We start from the raw sequence: 18,630 nt of genomic DNA on the forward strand, positions 1-18,630 counted from the left end.
TTCGGTAAAGGCAGCATGGAAACGCAATCCGATTATTGGTTCACCTATCAACCCATTCTCAACCGTGAGCAGCAAACCCTGGGCCTGGCTTTGGAACATCGCCTGCTTGCCGAAGGCGAGACCGGGCCGGAAGGCATGGCGCGCGTCGTGGTGGATGCCTATCTCAATTCCGAGCTGGTGGAACTGCTGGGGGAGCGCAAGGTGTTCATTAACGTCGATGCGGTTTTTGTCGAAAGCGGCATGGTCTCCATCCTCCCTGCATCCAAGGTGGTGCTGGTGCTGTCGCCCAGTGCCGCGCTTGTTGATGGAATCGAACGTCATTGCCTGGAATTCCGGGCAATGGGGTACGAGGTGGCATTGGGGAGTTATGTCCCTACGTCACGCATGCAGGCACTGCTCGACTTTGTGGGTACCGTCAAAGTAGACGTGCAATCGACACCAGCGGATACATTAGTGACATGGGTCGAGACGCTGAAGGAAAAACCGCTGACCTTGCTGGCCGAGAAAATCGAAACCCAGGAGGCGTATGAGCGATGCATGGCCTTGGGGTTCGATGCCTTCCAGGGGCATTTTTTCGCACATCCTAAACTGCTGGTTGGACGCAGGCCGGACCCTAGGCGCGCCAATATCCTCAATCTGCTCACGTTGATCGACCAGGATGCCGCCGACCGCGACATCGAAGACGCGTTCAAGCAGAGCCCGGACCTGACCTTGCATCTGCTGCGGTTGGTGAACTCTGCCGCCTTCGGATTGCATACCCGCATCGGATCAATCCGTGAAGCTTTGGGCTTGTTTGGCCGCAGCCGTATCGCCAAATGGCTGCAAATTCTTTTGTTTCTGGATGGAGATGCGACAGGAGCCAGTTTGGCCTTGTTCGGCATGGCGGCGAAACGCGGACGCATGCTGGAAATGCTGGTGCAGGACGTCAATCACCGGGCCAGTTCTTCTCAGCAGGATCGCGGCTTCATGGTGGGGATGCTGTCGCTGGTCGATGCCTTATTGGGGGCACCCTTGGAAACCATCTTGCCGCAAATCGGCGTAGTAGAAGACATCCAGCAGGCGATTTTGGGAAAAACCGGCGTGCTTGGTACCTTGCTGGCGCTGTGCGAGGCTTTGGAGCTTGGCGATTTCGACGCCATGGTGGTCGCGGCGGACAAGTGCAACATCCCGCTCTCACGTGTCATGGCAGCCCAGCGCGAGGCGATCGTCTGGGCTCAGGCAGTGGAGCTGGAATCGAGTCGAGAATATGAGTCTTAGCGCGTCATCCCCGGCGGCCATGCTTGCACTTTCCGGGGATGTTTCTTACAGAGTTCTAGAGATGCGGTTCGATCTGCTCTCGTACCCAGTGGTGGAAGTGTTCCATGCCGTCTTCCATCGGGCTCTGGTAGGGACCGAACTCGTCCAGGCCTTGCTCGTATAACGCCTGGCGGCCGTCCTGCATGCGTTGGCAGATATCGTCGTCCTCGATGGCGGTTTCCTTGTAGGCCGCCTGCTCGGCTTCGACGAATTCGCGTTCGAACAACGCGATATCTTCGGGGTAGTAGAACTCCACCACGTTAGTGCAACGGTTGGGGCCGCGCGGGATGAGGTTGGATACGACCAGCACGTGCGGATACCACTCCAGCATGAGGAATGGGTAGTACACCAGCCATATCGCCCCGTATTTCGGGGTCTTGCCGTTGGTATATTGCAGCACCTGCTTCTGCCAGCGGTCGTAGATCGGCGAACCGGATTTTTGCAGGTTGTTGTTCACGCCTACCGACTGCACGCTGTACCACTCGCCGAATTCCCACTTCAACTCGTCGCAATTGACGAAGTTGCCGAGGCCGGGGTGGAAGGGCACGACATGATAATCCTCCAGATAGACCTCGATGAAGGTCTTCCAGTTGAAGTTGTATTCGTCGATCATCACACGGTCGAGCACGTGGCCGCTGAAGTCGAAATCTTTTAGGAAACCCAGCTTCGTGAGGTCGGCTCCGACGTTGCGCTTGCCATCGAACAACAGGCCGTTCCAGTTCTGCAGGGGCGTTTTTGCGAGATTGAGGCAAGGGTTCTGCTCGAAATGCGGTGCGCCGATGAGCTGACCTTCGAGGTCGTAAGTCCAGCGGTGTAGCGGGCAAACGATATTCTGGGCGTGACCGTGGCCCTTGAGCATGAGTGCCTGGCGATGGCGGCAGATATTGCTGATCAATTCCACGCCCTGTGGGCTGTGTACCAGTGCCTTGGCGTGGTTCATCCATTCCAGCGAGCGATAGTCGCCGGGATTGGGCACCATGAGTTCATGGCCGACGTACCAGGGCGCATTCGGGAACAGGAATTTTTTTTCCAGCTCGTAAATTGCCGGATCGACATACCAGGAAACCGGCAGTTGCGGGCGTGACTGGCGCTTGATGGGTGTAACGGGTGCGAGGTTTTGCATGTTCTAAGTGTCCTCCGAACGCCGGTTGCGAAGAACATTGCCGAGCTTGAGCCCGGCCCCAATGGTTAAAAAGACCTCGTATTTTGCCCTAGCCCGGTTTTTTTTTCAAAAAAAATCGCACGTCGATGTCTTAAAATAATGACTGCAAGCAGGCGGTAGAATGCGGTTTGAAATCAAAAATCTTGGGGGAGTGCATGGGATTCGAATGGCCGGCGCTGGTGAGCGTCTTGACCTTGTTTCTATTGTTCGGCGTCGCCGCGAACGTAGGGCGGGCGCGCCACCGCTACAAGATCAGTCCGCCTGCCATGGTCGGTCATCCACGATTCGAGTTGGCCTATCGTGTGCAAATGAATACGGTCGAAAGCACGGTTGGGTTTCTGCCCGCGCTGTGGTTGTTTGCTTATTACGTCGATGCCGCTTGGGCCGGTATCTTAGGATTCATATGGCTGGTAGCGCGTGTGTGGTACGCCGTGGCTTATAGCCAGGATGCCGCCAAACGCGGTCCGGGGTTTGCCTTATCCAAGCTGGTGTTCGTGACAATGACCGTTGGCGCCTTGGTTGGGATTCTGGGCCGGGTACTGCATTAAATATCGATGCCCTTGTTTTTTCAGGCCACTTGTAATGCATAACGTTTCTCATCGACCAGAGCCGCCTGGTCAGCTCGGATGGATGTTGGGCGTGCTCGCGCTTGTCGGTACGTTGTTCTATCTGGACTATTGCGCCGGCCCCAACGTTCCCTTTCACCTGTTCTATTTGCTCGCGGTGTTCTTCGCGCTCAAGTACGTCAACGAATCGTTCGGTTATGCCGTCGCCTCGATTTCCGCGTTCGGGGCCGTGGTTGTCAGTGCTTGGGATGCCGGACAGCACGCTCCTGCGCTGTCCAACCTGTGGCAATTCGCTACCAGCTTTTTCATGTATTCCATGTTTTGCTATCTGCTAGGCCGACAGATGGCCGGTTTGAAGCATGCCCGACAAGCGTTGGAAAAAATTACTAATCTTCATCAGACCGTCATTTCCCGTACCCGCTCTGGTATTACGGCATACCGGCAAGATGGCACTTGCGTGCTCGCCAACGAAGCTGCGGCAGCCATCGTGGGTGCGACGAAAGAGCTGCTGTTGCAGCAAAACTTTCGTCATCTGGAATCCTGGCGTAATTCGGGCATGCTGGAAGCGGCTGAGCGTGCCTTGTTAACCGACACCATCCAGCAGTTTGAAGCGCATCTCACCACTTCCTACGGCAACACCATCTGGTGCGGGGCGAATTTTTCGACCTTCATCATGAACGGCGAAAAATATCTGTTGATGATGTTTCTCGACGTCACCGAAAAAGTGGCGGCACAGCAAGCACTGCTGGATGCGAAGGAATCAGCGGAAGCTGCGTTGGCTCGAGCTGCCCTGGCCGAACGGCGGATTACCGATATCAGCGAGGAAACGCAGCGCCGTATCGGGCAGGAACTGCACGACAATCTTGGGCAGCTTCTTACCGGTGTTGCGTGCCTCTCTCAATCGCTTTACCAGCAGCTCAAAAAACGCGACTTGCCCGAGCAGGAAGTCGCCGCCTTGATCACTCGCCATATCAACCAGGGTGTGGCTGATACACGCCTCCTGGCTCAGGGTCTTTACCCGGTAGAGCTTCAAACTGCCGGATTGGCGGCCATGCTGGAACGTCTCGCCGACTCCGTGCGTAACGTCCATCAGCTGGACTGCGAATTCGAGCAGGTGGGGGAATGTGCCATCGACGACGATCACATGGCCATCAACCTGTTTCGTATCGTGCAAGAGGCCATTAGTAATGTGACCAAGCACAGCGGGGCCACGCAGGTGCAGATTCGGCTGGAATGGTCGGAAACATTAAGCCGACTGGAAATCGTCGATAACGGCCGGGGATTGGTTAATTCGGAAGAGGCGACGAAAAAAGGCGGGCTGGGGATGCACACTATGAAATATCGGGCTGATATCATAGGCGCCACGCTAGCGTTTGCATCGCCTCCCGGCGGTGGAACGCGTGTCGTGATCAGCCTGGTCTTATAAACATGCTCAGCTACAACGCCGAAAACCCCGCTCGCATCCTCATCGTCGACGATCATCCTATCGTGCGGCAGGGCGTTGCCATGCTCATCAACCAGGAGCCTGATTTGCGTGTTTGCTGCGAAGCCAGCAACGCCGAGGAGGGGCGGGCGATGAGCCTGGAGTGCAAGCCGCATCTTGCCATTGTCGATTTATCACTGGCAGGGTTGTCCGGGCTGGAGCTGATCAAGCAATTGCGCGCTGATGCGCCTGATCTGTTGATCCTGATGATGTCCATGCACGACGAGAACGTCTATGCCGAGCGCGTGTTGCAGGCCGGAGCCCAGGGTTACCTGATGAAGCAGGAAACACCGAGCACCATGTTGCAAGCCATCAGGCAGGTGCTGAACGGCGAAATTTATCTTAGCCCGAGCATGCATCACACCATCCTGCATCGCCTCGCGCATCATCAAGGCGATAATTCCCCCATCCGCAGCCTGAGCAGTGCCGAATTCGAGGTTCTGCACCTGATCGGCCTGGGGCACGGCACTTCGGAAATCGCGCGTTTGCTCGACCGCAGTCCGAAAACCATCGAAGCCCACCGTGCCAACATCAAAAACAAGCTCAATCTTTCTAGCGGAGCGGATCTCAACCGCTTCGCCATCAATTGGTCCAACGGCCTCATTCCGCTCCAAAACTGACGCATTTTTCCATCAGTAAGTCCTTATTCAGTGTCAAGGAAATATAGGGGTTTTCCTGGGTTTATCCGGGGAACTCCCTGATTTTTTATTACCTGTTGCCACGCTATATTGCGCATTATCGAGTATTAGAAATATTTGATATTCGTATCTGATTGATACCAAGAAGACTCAGGTGTTTTTGGTGAAAAATTAAAAAAACAGGCCATCAAGCCTGCTTCCAAGAAGAAAAACGCACGAAAGAAAACAATAATGAAGCCCACTCAAAGACTCCCGAGTGTCGCGGATGTGGCCCAAATCAACGAAAGCATCAAATACGCCGTTTCGCTTTCCAGTCAGATCAACCTTAATGCGCTGAACTCCACGCTCGTTGCCAACAAGGCCGGTGCAGCGGGGATCGGCTTTGCCGTTGTGGCCCGAGAACTACGCGGATTCAGTCAGCGATTCGCTGTTGAAATGGGGGCGATGACACAGGAGGTCTTCCAACTGGTCAACGGTATTTCCCGGCTAAGCAACACCCAGCGGTTGTTTCGTTTGTTGCAAAAGGCTCAGCAGCAGTGCCGCGAGAATCAGGATCGACTTGAGAATCCGGTGATGCGTCGCGGTGAATATCTTGAGCGGGAAAGGCTGCGCATGGAACGTGGGGCGCGCAAAATCTTTTCCGCCCTGGAAATTGCGAGCAAGCGTTGCGATATGGGATTGATGATTGCGCGTTCGGCACGTGTCGAAGCGGCCCATGGCGGTAGTTATCAATCCGCCTTGACTCAGGTTGCCGGGGATATGGAATACACGATCGGCGAGATATCGACCACGGTTCGCGCCATTGCTAAAAGGCTCTCAAAATAATGAAAAAAGCCAACATCATTTTCGAACAGGGCTCACACCAGTGGATCGCCATTGCGCGTGATCCTGAGAAGCCCAACTATCTAATCGATACCAACGAATATCTGATCGTCGATGACGAGTCTGCACTCTTGACCGATCCGGGCGGCTCCGAGATTTTTCCAGTCGTGTTCTCGGCCATTTGCGAGGTATTTGATCCTGCCAATATCAAACATCTGTTCGCCTCGCACCAGGACCCTGACATTATCTCGTCGCTCAGTCTATGGCTGGACTTCAATCCTGCGCTCAAGTGTCACTTAAGCTGGCTCTGGAGTTCTTTCGTCCCGCATTTCGGTGGTACCGATCAAACCTTCATCAGTATTCCAGACGAAGGTATGCCGATACGTGTGGGCGGATTGACCTTGCAATCTGTCCCGGCGCATTACCTGCACTCGTCCGGCAATTTCCATCTTTACGACCCCACCGCCAAGCTGCTGTTTACCGGCGATATCGGGGCAGCCATGCTGCCGCCAGGCGAGGACGATCTATTTGTCAGGAATTTCGATAAGCACATCGCGCATGCGGCCGGATTCCATCGGCGGTGGCTGGGCTCAAACGAGGCCAAACTGGATTGGTGCGAGCGGGCGAGCAAGCTGGAGATCGATATGTTGTGCCCGCAACACGGTGCGATCTATCAGGGGCAGGACGTCGAGCGCTTCATCAATTGGCTGGCAGAACTGCCGGTTGGGCTTGGGGTCATGCGCCGCGCTTGATCAAGTGGCGACAGGCTTGAACTGCAGGTTTGCAAGGTGGGCGTAAAGGGCATTGTCGCGCATCAGCGCTTCATGGGTGCCGAGGCCAACGATGCGTCCCTGGTCCATGACTGCAATGCGGTCCACCCCCTGCACAGTGGCGAAACGATGGGCAATGATCAACGTGGTTCGGCTTTCCATCAGTCGTTCAAGCGCAATCTGCACCAGGCGCTCGCTCGCCGCATCCAAAGCGCTGGTGGCTTCGTCCAGCAGCAGGATCGGCCTGTCGGCCAGAATGGCGCGGGCAATGGCGATGCGCTGACGCTGGCCGCCTGAAAGCCGCACGCCGCGTTCGCCCAAGTAAGCGTTGAGTCCTTCAGGCAAACGGTCGATGAATTCCGTCGCGCAGGCAGCTTCGCAAGCCGCTCGCACCTCAGCCTCCGTCGCATCGGGCCGTCCGTAACGCACGTTGTCGGCCACGCTCGCAGCAAAAATCACCGGGTCTTGCGGGACAAGGGCTATGTGCGAGCGAACGATTCTTGGGTCGGCCGCTTTGATATCTACGCCGTCGATTCTGATGCTGCCCGCTTGCGGGTCGTAATAACGCAGCAGCAACTGGAACACAGTGCTTTTGCCTGCGCCCGACGGGCCGACCAGCGCCAGTTTCTCGCCGGCCGAAACGGTCAGCGATAGACGTTCCAGCGCCGGTGCATCGGGCCGGGACGGATAGTGGAATAACACCTCGTCGAAGGCGATGACGCCTTGGACTGGATAGGGCAACGCCTGAGGATGTTGCGGCGCGGCGATTTCCGGCTCCGTCGAAAGCAATTCCATCAGTCGTTCCGTGGCGCCGGCAGCGCGTTGCAAATCGCCGATCACCTCGGATACCGTGCCTACGCCCACTGCCAAAATCACGGCATAAAAGATGAAGGCCGAAAGCTGGCCGCCTGTGAGATTGCCCTCGACAACGTCATGTCCGCCCACCCATAAAATGAAACCAATGGCGCCGAACACCAGCAGAATGACGACTGCCATGAGTGAGGCCCGCTGTCGGATACGCCGTACGCTGGTAGCGAAGACCTGCTCCACGCGTTCGCCGAACAGTGTTTTATCCTGCGCCTCATGGCCGTAAGCTTGGACGGTACGAATCTCGTGCAAGGCTTCGTCGATATAAGCGCCAACGTCAGCGACCCTATCCTGGCTGGCGCGTGCCAGTTTTCGTACCCTGCGGCCGAAAAACACGATGGGCGCGATGACGAGCGGCACGACGACCAGCACTAGGCCCGTCAACTTGGGACTCGTTACCACCAGCATGATGAGTGCGCCCAGCATATTGAGAAAGTTGCGCAACGCCATCGAGATCGACGAGCCGATGGCATCTTCCAGCACCGTGGTATCGCTGGTTAGGCGCGAGATGACTTCACCTGTACGCGTCGTTTCGAAAAAGCCGGGCGAAAGCTCCAGCAAATGCCCGAACACCGCGCGGCGGATATCGGCTGTCACGCGTTCGCCGATCCAAGAAACATAATAAAAACGCACGAAGGTCGCTGCCGCCATCACCACCACAATCGCCAGCATGCCACCCAGCGCCTGGTTGAGAAATCCGGTATTACCGCCTGCCAACCCGCGGTCGATCACGAATTTCAAGCCCTGACCAAGCGCCAGGACACAACCGGAGGCAATCACCAGTGCGATGGAGGCGGTTACAATCTGTCTGCGATACGGTTTGAGAAAACCCAGGATACGCGCCAGTTGGCGGATATCCTTGCTTTTTGGACGGTCGATTAAATTAGCTCTAGCCATCGCGCCATCATACGAGGAAACCGCGCAAGCATGAAACCAACGCCTTCCGACTGCCCCTGCGGTAGCGGTCAACCCTATGCCGCCTGCTGCGGCCAATATCATCGAGGGAATGTAGCCCCCGATGCCCAAGCGCTCATGCGCTCTCGATATAGTGCCTATGTGCTAGGACTGGAGTTGTATTTGCTCGCCACTTGGCATCCGGATACGCGTCCTGCAGCGTTGGATTTGGAACAGGATATGCCCACCAAATGGCTAGGGCTGGAGGTGAAGCGGCATGAAACCAGCGACGCGGAGCACGCCAGCGTCGAATTCGTGGCCCGATACAAGGTGAACGGCAAGGCATACCGGCTGCATGAAACGAGTCGGTTTGTCAGGAACCAAGAGCAGTGGGTTTACGTGGACGGGAAAATCCACTGATGCTCGACATTCTCTACCGCGACGACCACCTCATCGCCATCCATAAACCCTCCGGCCTGCTGGTGCACCGCACCAACCTCGATCGTCATGAAACCCGTTTTGCCGTCCAGCTATTGCGAGACCAGATCGGGCAACGCGTTTACCCTGTCCATCGGCTGGATAAAGGGACTTCGGGCGTGTTGCTGTTCGCGCTTGATCCGGACATTGGCCGTGCAGTGAGCGGGCAGTTCGAGCGGCAGGAGGTGGCGAAGAAATATCTGGCTGTGGTGCGCGGGCATCCGCCGGAAACGGGGGAGATCGATTATCCGCTGGTGAAGCGGCCGGACGATTACGAATGGACGCCTGATGCCGAAGGTGCGCCGCCGCAGGAGGCTGTTACCCGCTACCGCCGGTTGGCGGTATGCGAGTTACCCTATGAGGTCGACCGCTATCCAACCAGCCGCTATGCACTGGTAGAACTGGAGCCTCTTACTGGACGTCGGCATCAGCTCAGGCGGCACCTCAAGCATATCTCTCATCCCATCATCGGCGACGCAACCTACGGCAAGGGCAAGCACAACCGGCTGTTCCAAACCTTGTTCGGATGTTATCGCATGCTGCTCGCCAACCTGGAATTGCAGGTGCGACATCCGGTGTCGGATAAGGTATTAACGATTACTGCGCCGCTTGCCGAGGATTTTGCGGTCGTCCTCGCACAGCTCGGCTGGAAATGTTAAGAATGGTAAAAGTCTGGTTGGATTGCTAGGACTAGCGGTCCGGCTTGTTTAACATCCTCGTATTTAACCTGCTTTTGAACGCGTGATGACCAAAATCCTGCTCGTCGACGACGATGTCGAACTCTTACATCTGCTCATGGAATATCTGATAGAGGATGGCTTCGAGGTGTCTATTGCCAATGACGGCGAGCGCGGTGCGGCCGAGGCATTGACCGGGCAATATGCACTGGTGGTGCTGGACGTGATGATGCCTTTCGTCAACGGCATTGAGGCCTTGAAGCGGATTCGGGCACATAGCCGTGTTCCGGTGCTGATGCTCACCGCCAAGGGTGATGACATGGACCGAATCATCGGCCTGGAACTAGGTGCCGATGATTACGTCCCCAAGCCTTGCACGCCTCGCGAGCTCTCGGCCCGCATCCGGGCTATCTTGCGGCGGACGGAAGTTGTGGCCGGTGCCGATGTCCCCTCGGCCTTGTCGGTGGGCGCATTGACGCTATGGCCCGGACAGCGTCGCGTAGCATGGGATGGCAAGCCGGTGGAGCTAACCAGCAGCGAGTTCAACCTGCTGGAAGTGCTGGCTCGCAACGCCGGTCGGCCGGTGGACAAGAACGATCTTTCCGAGCAAGCGCTGGGCCGACCATTGGCCCGCTTCGATCGCAGTATCGATGTGCATATGAGCAGCATCCGGCACAAATTGGGCACCTTGGCCGACGGTCGCTCCTGTATCCAGACCGTGCATCGGCTGGGTTACCAATACATAAGGGAATAAGGGCGCGACCCGCATGGGACGGCTGTTCTGGAAATTCTTCTTGTTCATCTGGCTGGCGCAAGCGGCGGGCATGATGGGCGTTGGCACCATTTTCTGGTGGAAGCATCATCATCAGCCTGTGCTTGCCTCGCAAGAAATGCCGCCGAACGGAGTGCGCCCGCCGCCACCTGGAATGCCTGGGCGGGATTTTGATCGTCCCCCGCCAAGACCGCATGAAAACCATCCCCCCGGTTTCATTCCTATCGAGCCCCTCATTGCTAACATTCTGGTCACCCTCATTTGCGCGTTCGGCCTGGCTTGGTATTTCTCCAAGCCTATTCGCATCCTGCGCTCTGCTTTTGATGCGGCTGCCGATGGTGATCTGTACGTTCGCGTAACGCCGGTCATGGGGCAACGCCGAGACGAGCTGTCCGATCTCGGGCGCGATTTCGACCGCATGGCGCAGCAGCTGCAGGCCTTGATGAACGGCCAGCGGCACTTGCTGCACGATGTTTCGCACGAGCTGCGTTCGCCCCTTGCCCGGTTGCAAGCCGCGGTGGGTGTTGCGCGGCAGAGCCCGGAAAAGATGGCGTTGCTGATGGATCGCATAGAGCTGGAAAGCACGCGTATCAACGAATTAGTAGGCGAATTGCTTACGCTGTCACGGCTCGAAAACGGTATGCAGGGGGCCATGGACGAGGACATCGCCGTGGACGAATTGCTCGACACGCTGGTGGAAAACGCACGGTTTGAGGCGGGTATCCGAGGGATCGAGGTCGATCTAAACGGCGATAGTCATGTGGTGGTACAAGGTAAGCCGGAGCTGCTTTATAGCGCCATTGAGAACATCGTGCGGAACGCCATCAAGTATTCGCCCGATTATGGTGTGGTGAGCCTACGAACCGTTTTCGACGAGCCGCGGCAATGCTTGCAACTCACGATCGAAGACAATGGGCCGGGGGTGCCGGAAAGTGAACTGCAACGCATCGTCGAGCCTTTTTTCCGAAGTAGTAACGTCGGCAAGACCGATGGGCATGGTTTGGGACTCGCTATTGCGCAACGGGTCGTTACAGCGCATGGAGGTCAGTTGCGCGCCTACAATCGTATTCACGGCGGATTCGGTATCAATATCGAACTCCCGGCAAAAACCGCCTCTTTACCCGGTTTTACAAGGGTTTAACGGCACCTTACGGGGGCATTTCCTAGAATTGTTTCATCCATTGAATCCGTCGGTTTCAATGCTGGAAAACTTCTTGGAGACGCTCATGTACTCGACTCAAAATTATCTAAAATCACTCGCCGCACTTTTCTGCGCTTCATTGCTCCTGCCTGCCGCCGCTGTGGCGCAACCGGGGCGTCCCATCGCCCCTGAACATTGCGGTGTGTTGCCGCCGTCGCCACCGTTTGCGGACGACAAATTTCTGGAGGGGCCTTTGCCGCCGTTTCTACACGGTCTGGATCTCACCGAGTCGCAACGCGACGCGGTATTTGACATCCTGCATGCTCAGGCGCCTATGCTGCGGGACCGAATGAAAGCCTTACGCAAAGGCGAAGAGGCTTTGCGTGGACTGACGCTTTCCATGTCATACGACGAAGACAAGGTGCGCGAGCTCCTTGAAGAAAATAGCGAAAACCTGGCCGAATTAACCAAGCTGAGGATACAGGGCGAGCATCGAATCTACACCTTGTTGACGGCTGAGCAGCGCAAGCTGGTAGCTGAGCGTAAATCCAAGGGGGAATTCAAGCCCATGAATCATTGCGAGAATAAGCCGCAGGTTGGATTTAAAGTGCTTTAGTGCAATTCCGATTGTTTTGATGCTTTTTGACGGCGTTAATTTTTTTGGATAAGCGGCAAGAGTTGCCGCTTATTTATTTTAAGATTAATTTGAATCGATATTTAGTCAATAAAAACAATAAAATATATGATTGTTTTTAACTGTCGTTCATTGCCGTTTTTCAATCTGACTTCCATTTTTTTAGCCATGAAAGATGCCCAATAAAGGGCATCTTCTATTTATGTTTTTTAAAAATGGTTAAAGTTAATAACTGTTAACCATAATTAACATTAATTTACAACTATAGCCGTCAAATTCAGCTGCCAGTGGCCGATAATTTGCTATGACTTCTTTACGAAGTCGCGATGTATATCAACGTGCTTCGTATTTTTAAAACACCAAGGAGCTAATTATGACGAGCATCAGTAGTTTGGCCTCATCCTGGGCCAGTAGTCTGTTCTCGAAGCTGGATACCAGTAACCACGGGTATTTGACGAAAAGCGATATGGAAAGCGCTTTCAGCAATATCTCGGGTTCTTCCGGCACTTCGAGCACTTCCAGTACCACTAATGCCGATAACCTATTTTCTGCTTTGGATAGCAACGGCGACAGCCAGGTATCCAAGGATGAGCTGACAACCGCGCTGGAAAGCCTGGCAAGCCAGTTGGACAATCAGTTCAACAGCATGCGCATGGGGCAGGGCGGTGACCATATGCCCCCTCCGCCACCTGGTGGGGGTAATGGCAATATGAGCGGCATACCTCCAGCATCGCCGGCCAACGACAGCGGTTTCACCAAGGATCAATTGACAAGCCAGTTGAGTGAAATCGGCTCCTCTGACAGCCAACGCTCGAGCTTCATCTCCAATGTGGTGAACAACTTCGATCAGGCGGATACGGACGGTGACGGCAAGGTGACTTTCCAGGAAGCGCAGGCGCTCAATCAGTCGTTGAATGCTTCTGCCAGCACTAGCAGCGCGAGTTCATCCAGCAGCGATTCCAGCTCGAACTCCAGCAACACATCGCAGGATCAAGTGCTGTCGCAAATCATGCAGCTGCTGCAAGCCTATGGTGTGGGTGGATCGGACCATTCTAACCAGCAGAACGGTTTCTCCAGCTTGCTTTCGCAAATGGCTTGATCGACATTCGCGGTGCATCCCGCTACCCATGGCCTGGCATTCAGGTTTGTGGCGCTCACAGCCCTGCCGATTCGGCAGGGTTTTTTTGTTTCTGGATGTTAGGCGGGACGGTTCAGTCGTCGCGAGAGAAGGTCTCGCAGAGGATATTGAGCAAGGCGCCGAACACGGGAATGAGATCGGCAGTTGTGAACGGTGCGTTTTCGTCGGTGCCGGCAATCACGAAGGCGATGACGGCCTTGTCCATGTCTTCGCGGAACTGCACTAGGTAATCCTGCTCCGCCTTGCCTAGGAGTTGGACTTTACGCAGGCCGGATTCGATGCACTCGACACAGGCTTCGTCGGAGAGTTCGTCGAACAAGGCCCTGCCTATGACGGCAGCGGCCTGGACTACGTCGGGCTCGATATCCTCGCTCTTGAGCGGCAGGGTGAGGATGACGAAAACAAGCGTGGCGAATGCCTGGTAAACGCTCAACATGTCGAAATTGTCGATGCGTTCGTCGCTGGGCGAACGGCCCAAATGCTGCACGGCCTTGAGCGTGAGGTACGAGGCGATGAAGGTGGCGGCGACAAAGGTATCTTGCTCCACATCGCCGATGAATTCGGTCGTCTGCGCCTCTGGCATCTCGGCGTGGCAGACGTCGTAAAGTTCGAGCAGGCGCTCGGAATAGAATTTTTCTTGCATGGCTTTCAATGCTCGGCCGAAAAAGATGCGGGATTGTAATGCTTTTGGCTGCAACCCGGCAGCGGCGGCACTAGTCTCCCGTATGCCGCGCGATTTGTAGCGCCCATTCGATGGCATCGATTTGGGCAAGGTTGATTGACTTGGGATCTAGCTCGAACAGCGTGGCACCATCGGGGGCGATTTCGCCTTCGCACACTTTGGCCAGCGACAGCAACTGGGCGTAGCGACCTTCGTTGGTGAGCAGCGCATGCGTGACACTTTCGGGAAGGTTGGCGCGGGTGAGCAGTTGCTCCAGCGGCATCTGCATGATGCGGTCCAGCAGGGAGAACATGCCGGTGATGAAGAGATTGTCCTGTTCGCGTTTTTCGAAGCGGGCACCCATCAGTTCCATCATTCTGGCGCGCATCATGGCGTTCTGAGTCAAAGCTGGCGAAGTACCTTCACCTGCGGTCGCTGCCAATAGCGTCAGCCACTTGGCGAGTTGCTGGCCGCCGAGGATTGCAAGGGCGTGACGAATCGATTCCACGCGGTTGCTCAAGCCGAAGAAGGGCGAGTTGATGTAGCGCAACAGTTTGAAGGTCAGCGTCACATCTCGCTTGAATATGGCTTCCAATTGCCTGGGCTCGGCATCCTGCCGTACAGCGCCGATCAATTCCAGTACCGCCGCGTGCGATGGGTTGATGGCTGGCGCTACGGTTGCCAGCGGCCCCAGGTAACTGCGGCCTTCAAAGTAACTGTGACCTTTCGCCAGGGCCTGCTCCAGGCCTGTCGCATGATTAACGCCACTCACGATCAGATTGGGCGCGGGCGGTATTGCTACGTTATTCGCCACGATGTGGAAGTCGGCAGCGACATCGACTGCATAAGTGCTTCCCGTATGCTCCACGGCGATACGAAAGCCCTTGCTGCGGGCCTCGGTGCATAGCGGCAACTCAAGCCCGGACGGCAGGGTCAGCAGAACCGTATTTTGCGGTAGCTTATCGAGCAGCGCTGTATCGTCCAGCCAGACCAGCGGAATCAGGTAAGTCGCTTGCGGCGACTGCAAGTTGCCCAGCTTGAGCATGACCGGCATGAGCGCCTCTGGCGCTGCTTCTGCCATGGTCAGGCGAACGAAAGCGATGTCTTGCTTGCGGTCGAGGACGAGCGACCGCCTGAGCAAATGATTGGGATTGAAGGCCATCTTGTTGGGTTAGCCCATTTTCTGCTTTAACGCCAGCACGGCCTGGTTGCGCAGGGTGCGGAGCAGCGAAAGCTGGCGCGGCGTGATGTTCATGGCGTTGGCTTCTTCCATGTCCGCATAAAACAGGGCGATAGCCTTGTTGTTGATCATCACAGGCAGCAACAGAAAACTATGCGAAGCCACGGCGTCGCGATACCACTGCGGAATCTTGGAGACGATGGTGGGTGAGCTCACATCCTCGATCACGATATCTGCGCCTTTTTCCATGGCCAAGTGGAACACGTCTGGTGCAAAAGCCAGCGGGAACCGGAACAACGGCATGACCTCGTCGATACGCGAGCCGAAGCCGAAACGAGCAGCCATGACGCCAGCCTTGGGGTCGCGGACGAAAATCAGGGTGCGATGGAAGCTCATGCCGCGGTGCATGGTTTCGAGCACCATCTGCAGGATATCGTTGAGCTTGTGTTCCTCCACCAGGGTATTGGTGACATCCTGGATGCCAGCCGAAAGCACGGCCTCAGGATCGGGTTTAGCCTCGCCTTCGTTGGGAATAGCGAGGTCGATCTCGGTACCCAACTGAGTAATGCCGGACATGCTGTTGGTTTCATCAGGCTTTTTATCTTCCAGCTTGACGCCGCTCCACACGTTGATCCGCTTCATGAACGGACTCTTGCTGGAGTCGATGCTGAGAATGCCGGAGCGTACGGCGAGCTCGCCGATACTGGTATCCAGCGCCTTGCTGAGCTGGTCTTCGGTAATGGTGATCGCGTTGGCGTAACGGTCGCGAAGTTGCTTCAACGCAGAGGTTTTTTCCTTGGTGTCGGTGGTGCCGGCGATTTCGCACAATTCGTTGGCGAGGTTGACGGTGATGGTCAGCGATTCCAGTTCGCCGCGCGATTTCTTGATGCGATCGCCGGAGAGCTTCTGCATGCCAGTCACGAGGCGATCGGGGAAATTCCAGTTACGGGCCACGCCGATGCCGAGATCGTTATAGGTGACGCCCAATACCTTGAGCGCAGCCTTGTCCTCACTGTCGCCTTGCTCTTGCAGACGCTGGATTTCCTGGCTTTCCTCGAAGAAATAAAAGGTGGACAGCAGCTTACCCAGGTTGCGGAACATGGAGCAGATCATGGCTTCTTCTGCGTCCTTGATGTTACGGCCTGTGGAAAGCTGGGCAGCAACGATACCGGCGAAGAAAGACGAAATGACTTCGTCCTTGAGCTGCGATGCCTGCGCCTTGTTTTGCAGGAATTCCAGCAATATCAAGGTCATGGCGACGGTGCGTACTGTCTCGAACCCGAGGATCACCACGGCCTTGGATATGGTATTGATCTTGCCGCCAAACTGCCCGTAGCTCACCGTATTGACCAGCTTAAGCAGCTTGTTGGTGAGCGCAAAGTCTTGCAGGATGCTCTTGGTCAGCTTGCTGGCGCTTTCCGATTCGTTGTCGACGACTTTATTGATCTCACTGATCGTGGACGACAATGCCGGAAAATCGCTCTTGCTGCGCATGCGCCGGAGCAAGAATTCCAGCGTACTGTGCGAATCGTGCGTATTGGACAGCTCTTCGCGTACCGGATCGAGGTAATCGAGCAGTGCCTTGCGCATGGCACCGGCATTGGCATAGCGATCTTCCGGCTTCTTGGCGATGGATTTCAGGATGATGCCTTCCAGTCGCTCGTCCACCTGGAAATTGCGGGCAGAAGGAGATTCCGCGGCTTCGTTTGCGTTGCGATGCAGGATTTCGTAGACGTTGTTGCTGTCTACGGCCGGTTTTCCCGTGACCAATTCATACAGCATCATGCCGAGTGAAAAAAGGTCGCTGCTAGGGCGGGGGCCTTGTCCCGCAATGATTTCCGGCGCGATGTACTGCGGCGTGCCGTCGATCTTGTTTTCCGTGACGGATTGCTGGGTAACCGTCCGCGCAATGCCGAAATCCATGACCAAAGGCTGGCCACCGCTGGAAAGCATGATGTTGGCGGGCTTGAGGTCGAGGTGCATGATGCCCTGCTGGTGCGCATACTCGATGGCTTCCAAAACACCGCAAACGATTTGCACTGCGCGGGCAATGGGAAGCGTGCCTTGTGCGATGAGGTGATGTGCCAGCGTTTGTCCCTGGACGAAGGCGTAAACAAGGTAGGGTGCGCCTTCATGTTCACCTGCATCGAACAGCGTGACGATGTGGGGATTTTGCAGCTTGGCGACGATGCGGGCCTCTTTCAGCAGGGCTTCCATGTCGCCCGCCCCCGACTTGAGCGTCTTGATAGCGACCTGACGGTCGAGACGGCTATCTTTTGCGAGGTAGACCGCGCCTTGTGCGCCGCGGCCAAGCTCGCGCAGGACCTCGAAACGGCCGCCGATTAATTCTGCCATGCGTTATTTGCCTGCTTTTAAAGTTTTCAGATCGTCGATGATCTGCTGGGAATGACGCGAAGTATCCACGCTCTGGTACACCTTGGCGATCTTGCTGTCTGGCGCGATGAGGAAGGTGTAGCGCTTGGCAATTTTAATCAGGCCGAGATTGGTGAGCGCCCCATAGCTATCGGCGACCTTGCCATCCTTGTCGGCAAGCAATGGGAAGGGCAGATGATATTTCTCTGCAAATTTGGCATGAGAGCTGGTGTCGTCCACGCTCACGCCGACGACTTTTGCGCCCAGTGCTTCCAACTGGCGCAGGTCGTCGCGGAAGCTACAGGCCTCCTTGGTACAGCCGGGAGTGTCGTCTTTGGGATAGAAGTAAAGAACAGTCCAGGTGCCCTGGTAGTCCTTGAGTGCATGCACCTTGCCGTTCTGATCGGGGAGAGAAAAGCCCGGCGCGGCCTGACCTTGAGCCGGTGCTTCGGCCGCAGATAAATGAAACCAGAAGAGCAAGCCGAGCGTGGCGGAAATAAGTGCTATAACCTTCTTTTTCATCGAAAAATTCGCCTGAATTAAAAAATCCAGCTGATTGGTGCGGTTATGCAGAAGCAGACCTTGCTGCTGCTTTTCCTGGACTAGGTCAAAAATCAAATAATGCGTTTATCGTAACTGGAGTTACACAGGTGAGTGCCGGACTGCGGCCCCGGACCAGGCTGAGTAAGCCAGCTCACGTGCTTATTTTCCTTTGATCCGAGGTTTTCGGAAAGGGTCCTGAGGGTAAGTGTAACATTTTAGTAATTAAGTATATCCCTACACCTAATGGCGTATAAAATATTGAAACTCATGGAGCCTGAATGCGTTGATTGAGGCCTTAACTAGCTATAGCGCTGGGTCTATAGGAAAAGTCTATGCTGGGATAAGCTATAGCCGATTGTTCCTCATGCAATATGTTGTCAAAATGACAAACGTCTTGATCCTGAAGCAGGGGAAAGAATACATGGATAAAAACCTGTGAGGATGCTTCAATAATTCACTGGCAGCCAGTTCGCCAATACATAACAACAAGACTTTGGAATCCAGATTCTCTTGGATTTGTAGGCCGCCTAATTTGG

General features: G+C 55.5%; 18 protein-coding genes. 12 read left to right on the top strand and 6 right to left on the bottom strand.

The genetic code is table 11. The features are described from left to right. Positions 1-15 precede the first annotated feature (15 nt). Positions 16-1,257: an EAL and HDOD domain-containing protein gene (locus NMK_RS00925; RefSeq protein ID WP_146187110.1), complete on the top strand. Its 1,242-nt coding sequence runs from the start codon at positions 16-18 to the stop codon at positions 1,255-1,257. 55 nt (positions 1,258-1,312) lie between these two features. Here the strand turns inward: NMK_RS00925 and NMK_RS00930 are convergent, their stop codons facing one another. Then, entirely contained in the window at positions 1,313-2,419 is a 1,107-nt protein-coding gene (locus NMK_RS00930) for an aromatic ring-hydroxylating oxygenase subunit alpha (protein ID WP_109013876.1), read from the bottom strand. A gap of 194 nt (positions 2,420-2,613) precedes the next feature. On the opposite strand from NMK_RS00930, the gene NMK_RS00935 reads away from it, so the two are divergent. From NMK_RS00935 to NMK_RS00955, 5 genes are all read left to right on the top strand, one after another. Continuing rightward, the gene (locus NMK_RS00935) at positions 2,614-3,006 is read left to right on the top strand and encodes an MAPEG family protein (RefSeq protein WP_109013877.1); all 393 of its coding nucleotides are present in this window, start codon (positions 2,614-2,616) and stop codon (positions 3,004-3,006) included. 34 nt (positions 3,007-3,040) lie between these two features. Further along, entirely contained in the window at positions 3,041-4,450 is a 1,410-nt protein-coding gene (locus NMK_RS00940; protein ID WP_109013878.1) for a PAS domain-containing sensor histidine kinase, read from the top strand. Between the two features lie 2 nt (positions 4,451-4,452). Beyond that, positions 4,453-5,127 carry a response regulator gene (locus NMK_RS00945; RefSeq protein WP_109013879.1) on the top strand — a complete coding sequence of 225 codons (675 nt, stop codon included), beginning with the start codon at positions 4,453-4,455 and terminating at the stop codon, positions 5,125-5,127. Between the two features lie 204 nt (positions 5,128-5,331). After that, the gene (locus NMK_RS00950; protein ID WP_109013880.1) at positions 5,332-5,970 is read left to right on the top strand and encodes a methyl-accepting chemotaxis protein; all 639 of its coding nucleotides are present in this window, start codon (positions 5,332-5,334) and stop codon (positions 5,968-5,970) included. After that, positions 5,970-6,719 carry an oxygen-binding di-iron domain-containing protein gene (locus tag NMK_RS00955; protein WP_109013881.1) on the top strand — a complete coding sequence of 250 codons (750 nt, stop codon included), beginning with the start codon at positions 5,970-5,972 and terminating at the stop codon, positions 6,717-6,719. Before NMK_RS00950 ends, NMK_RS00955 begins: the two co-directional genes overlap by 1 nt. Here NMK_RS00955 and NMK_RS00960 read toward each other — a convergent pair whose 3' ends face one another. Continuing rightward, entirely contained in the window at positions 6,720-8,501 is a 1,782-nt protein-coding gene (locus NMK_RS00960) for an ABC transporter transmembrane domain-containing protein (protein WP_109013882.1), read from the bottom strand. It lies immediately after the preceding gene. Positions 8,502-8,531: 30 nt separating this feature from the next. On the opposite strand from NMK_RS00960, the gene NMK_RS00965 reads away from it, so the two are divergent. The 6 genes from NMK_RS00965 (at position 8,532) to NMK_RS00990 (ending at position 13,298) form a co-directional block, all read left to right on the top strand. Further along, positions 8,532-8,918 carry a YchJ family protein gene (locus NMK_RS00965; RefSeq protein WP_109013883.1) on the top strand — a complete coding sequence of 129 codons (387 nt, stop codon included), beginning with the start codon at positions 8,532-8,534 and terminating at the stop codon, positions 8,916-8,918. Next, positions 8,918-9,634 (top strand): pseudouridine synthase, encoded by a 717-nt coding sequence (locus NMK_RS00970; RefSeq protein WP_109013884.1) that lies wholly within the window; start codon positions 8,918-8,920, stop codon positions 9,632-9,634. The genes NMK_RS00965 and NMK_RS00970 overlap by 1 nt, the downstream gene beginning before the upstream one ends. Before the next feature lie 85 nt (positions 9,635-9,719). Next, on the top strand, positions 9,720-10,406 hold the full coding sequence (locus NMK_RS00975; RefSeq protein ID WP_109013885.1) for a response regulator transcription factor: 687 nt from the start codon (positions 9,720-9,722) through the stop codon (positions 10,404-10,406). A gap of 13 nt (positions 10,407-10,419) precedes the next feature. After that, the gene (locus NMK_RS00980; protein ID WP_109013886.1) at positions 10,420-11,565 is read left to right on the top strand and encodes an ATP-binding protein; all 1,146 of its coding nucleotides are present in this window, start codon (positions 10,420-10,422) and stop codon (positions 11,563-11,565) included. A gap of 85 nt (positions 11,566-11,650) precedes the next feature. Beyond that, a complete protein-coding gene (locus NMK_RS00985) occupies positions 11,651-12,181 on the top strand; it encodes a Spy/CpxP family protein refolding chaperone (RefSeq protein WP_181376127.1) in 531 nt (176 codons plus the stop codon). Positions 12,182-12,572: 391 nt separating this feature from the next. Further along, on the top strand, positions 12,573-13,298 hold the full coding sequence (locus tag NMK_RS00990) for an EF-hand domain-containing protein (protein WP_109013888.1): 726 nt from the start codon (positions 12,573-12,575) through the stop codon (positions 13,296-13,298). A 112-nt stretch (positions 13,299-13,410) separates the two neighbouring features. Here NMK_RS00990 and NMK_RS00995 read toward each other — a convergent pair whose 3' ends face one another. From NMK_RS00995 to NMK_RS01010, 4 genes are all read right to left on the bottom strand, one after another. Continuing rightward, a complete protein-coding gene (locus NMK_RS00995; RefSeq protein WP_109013889.1) occupies positions 13,411-13,980 on the bottom strand; it encodes a hypothetical protein in 570 nt (189 codons plus the stop codon). Between the two features lie 70 nt (positions 13,981-14,050). Beyond that, positions 14,051-15,160: an EAL and HDOD domain-containing protein gene (locus NMK_RS01000; protein ID WP_109013890.1), complete on the bottom strand. Its 1,110-nt coding sequence runs from the start codon at positions 15,158-15,160 to the stop codon at positions 14,051-14,053. A 9-nt stretch (positions 15,161-15,169) separates the two neighbouring features. Further along, on the bottom strand, positions 15,170-17,533 hold the full coding sequence (locus NMK_RS01005; protein ID WP_109013891.1) for a serine/threonine protein kinase: 2,364 nt from the start codon (positions 17,531-17,533) through the stop codon (positions 15,170-15,172). Between the two features lie 3 nt (positions 17,534-17,536). Further along, positions 17,537-18,073 carry a peroxiredoxin gene (locus tag NMK_RS01010; protein ID WP_109013962.1) on the bottom strand — a complete coding sequence of 179 codons (537 nt, stop codon included), beginning with the start codon at positions 18,071-18,073 and terminating at the stop codon, positions 17,537-17,539. Positions 18,074-18,630 lie beyond the last annotated feature (557 nt).

It is taken from the genome of Novimethylophilus kurashikiensis (genome assembly GCF_003112435.1).
Lineage (GTDB): Bacteria > Pseudomonadota > Gammaproteobacteria > Burkholderiales > Methylophilaceae > Novimethylophilus > Novimethylophilus kurashikiensis.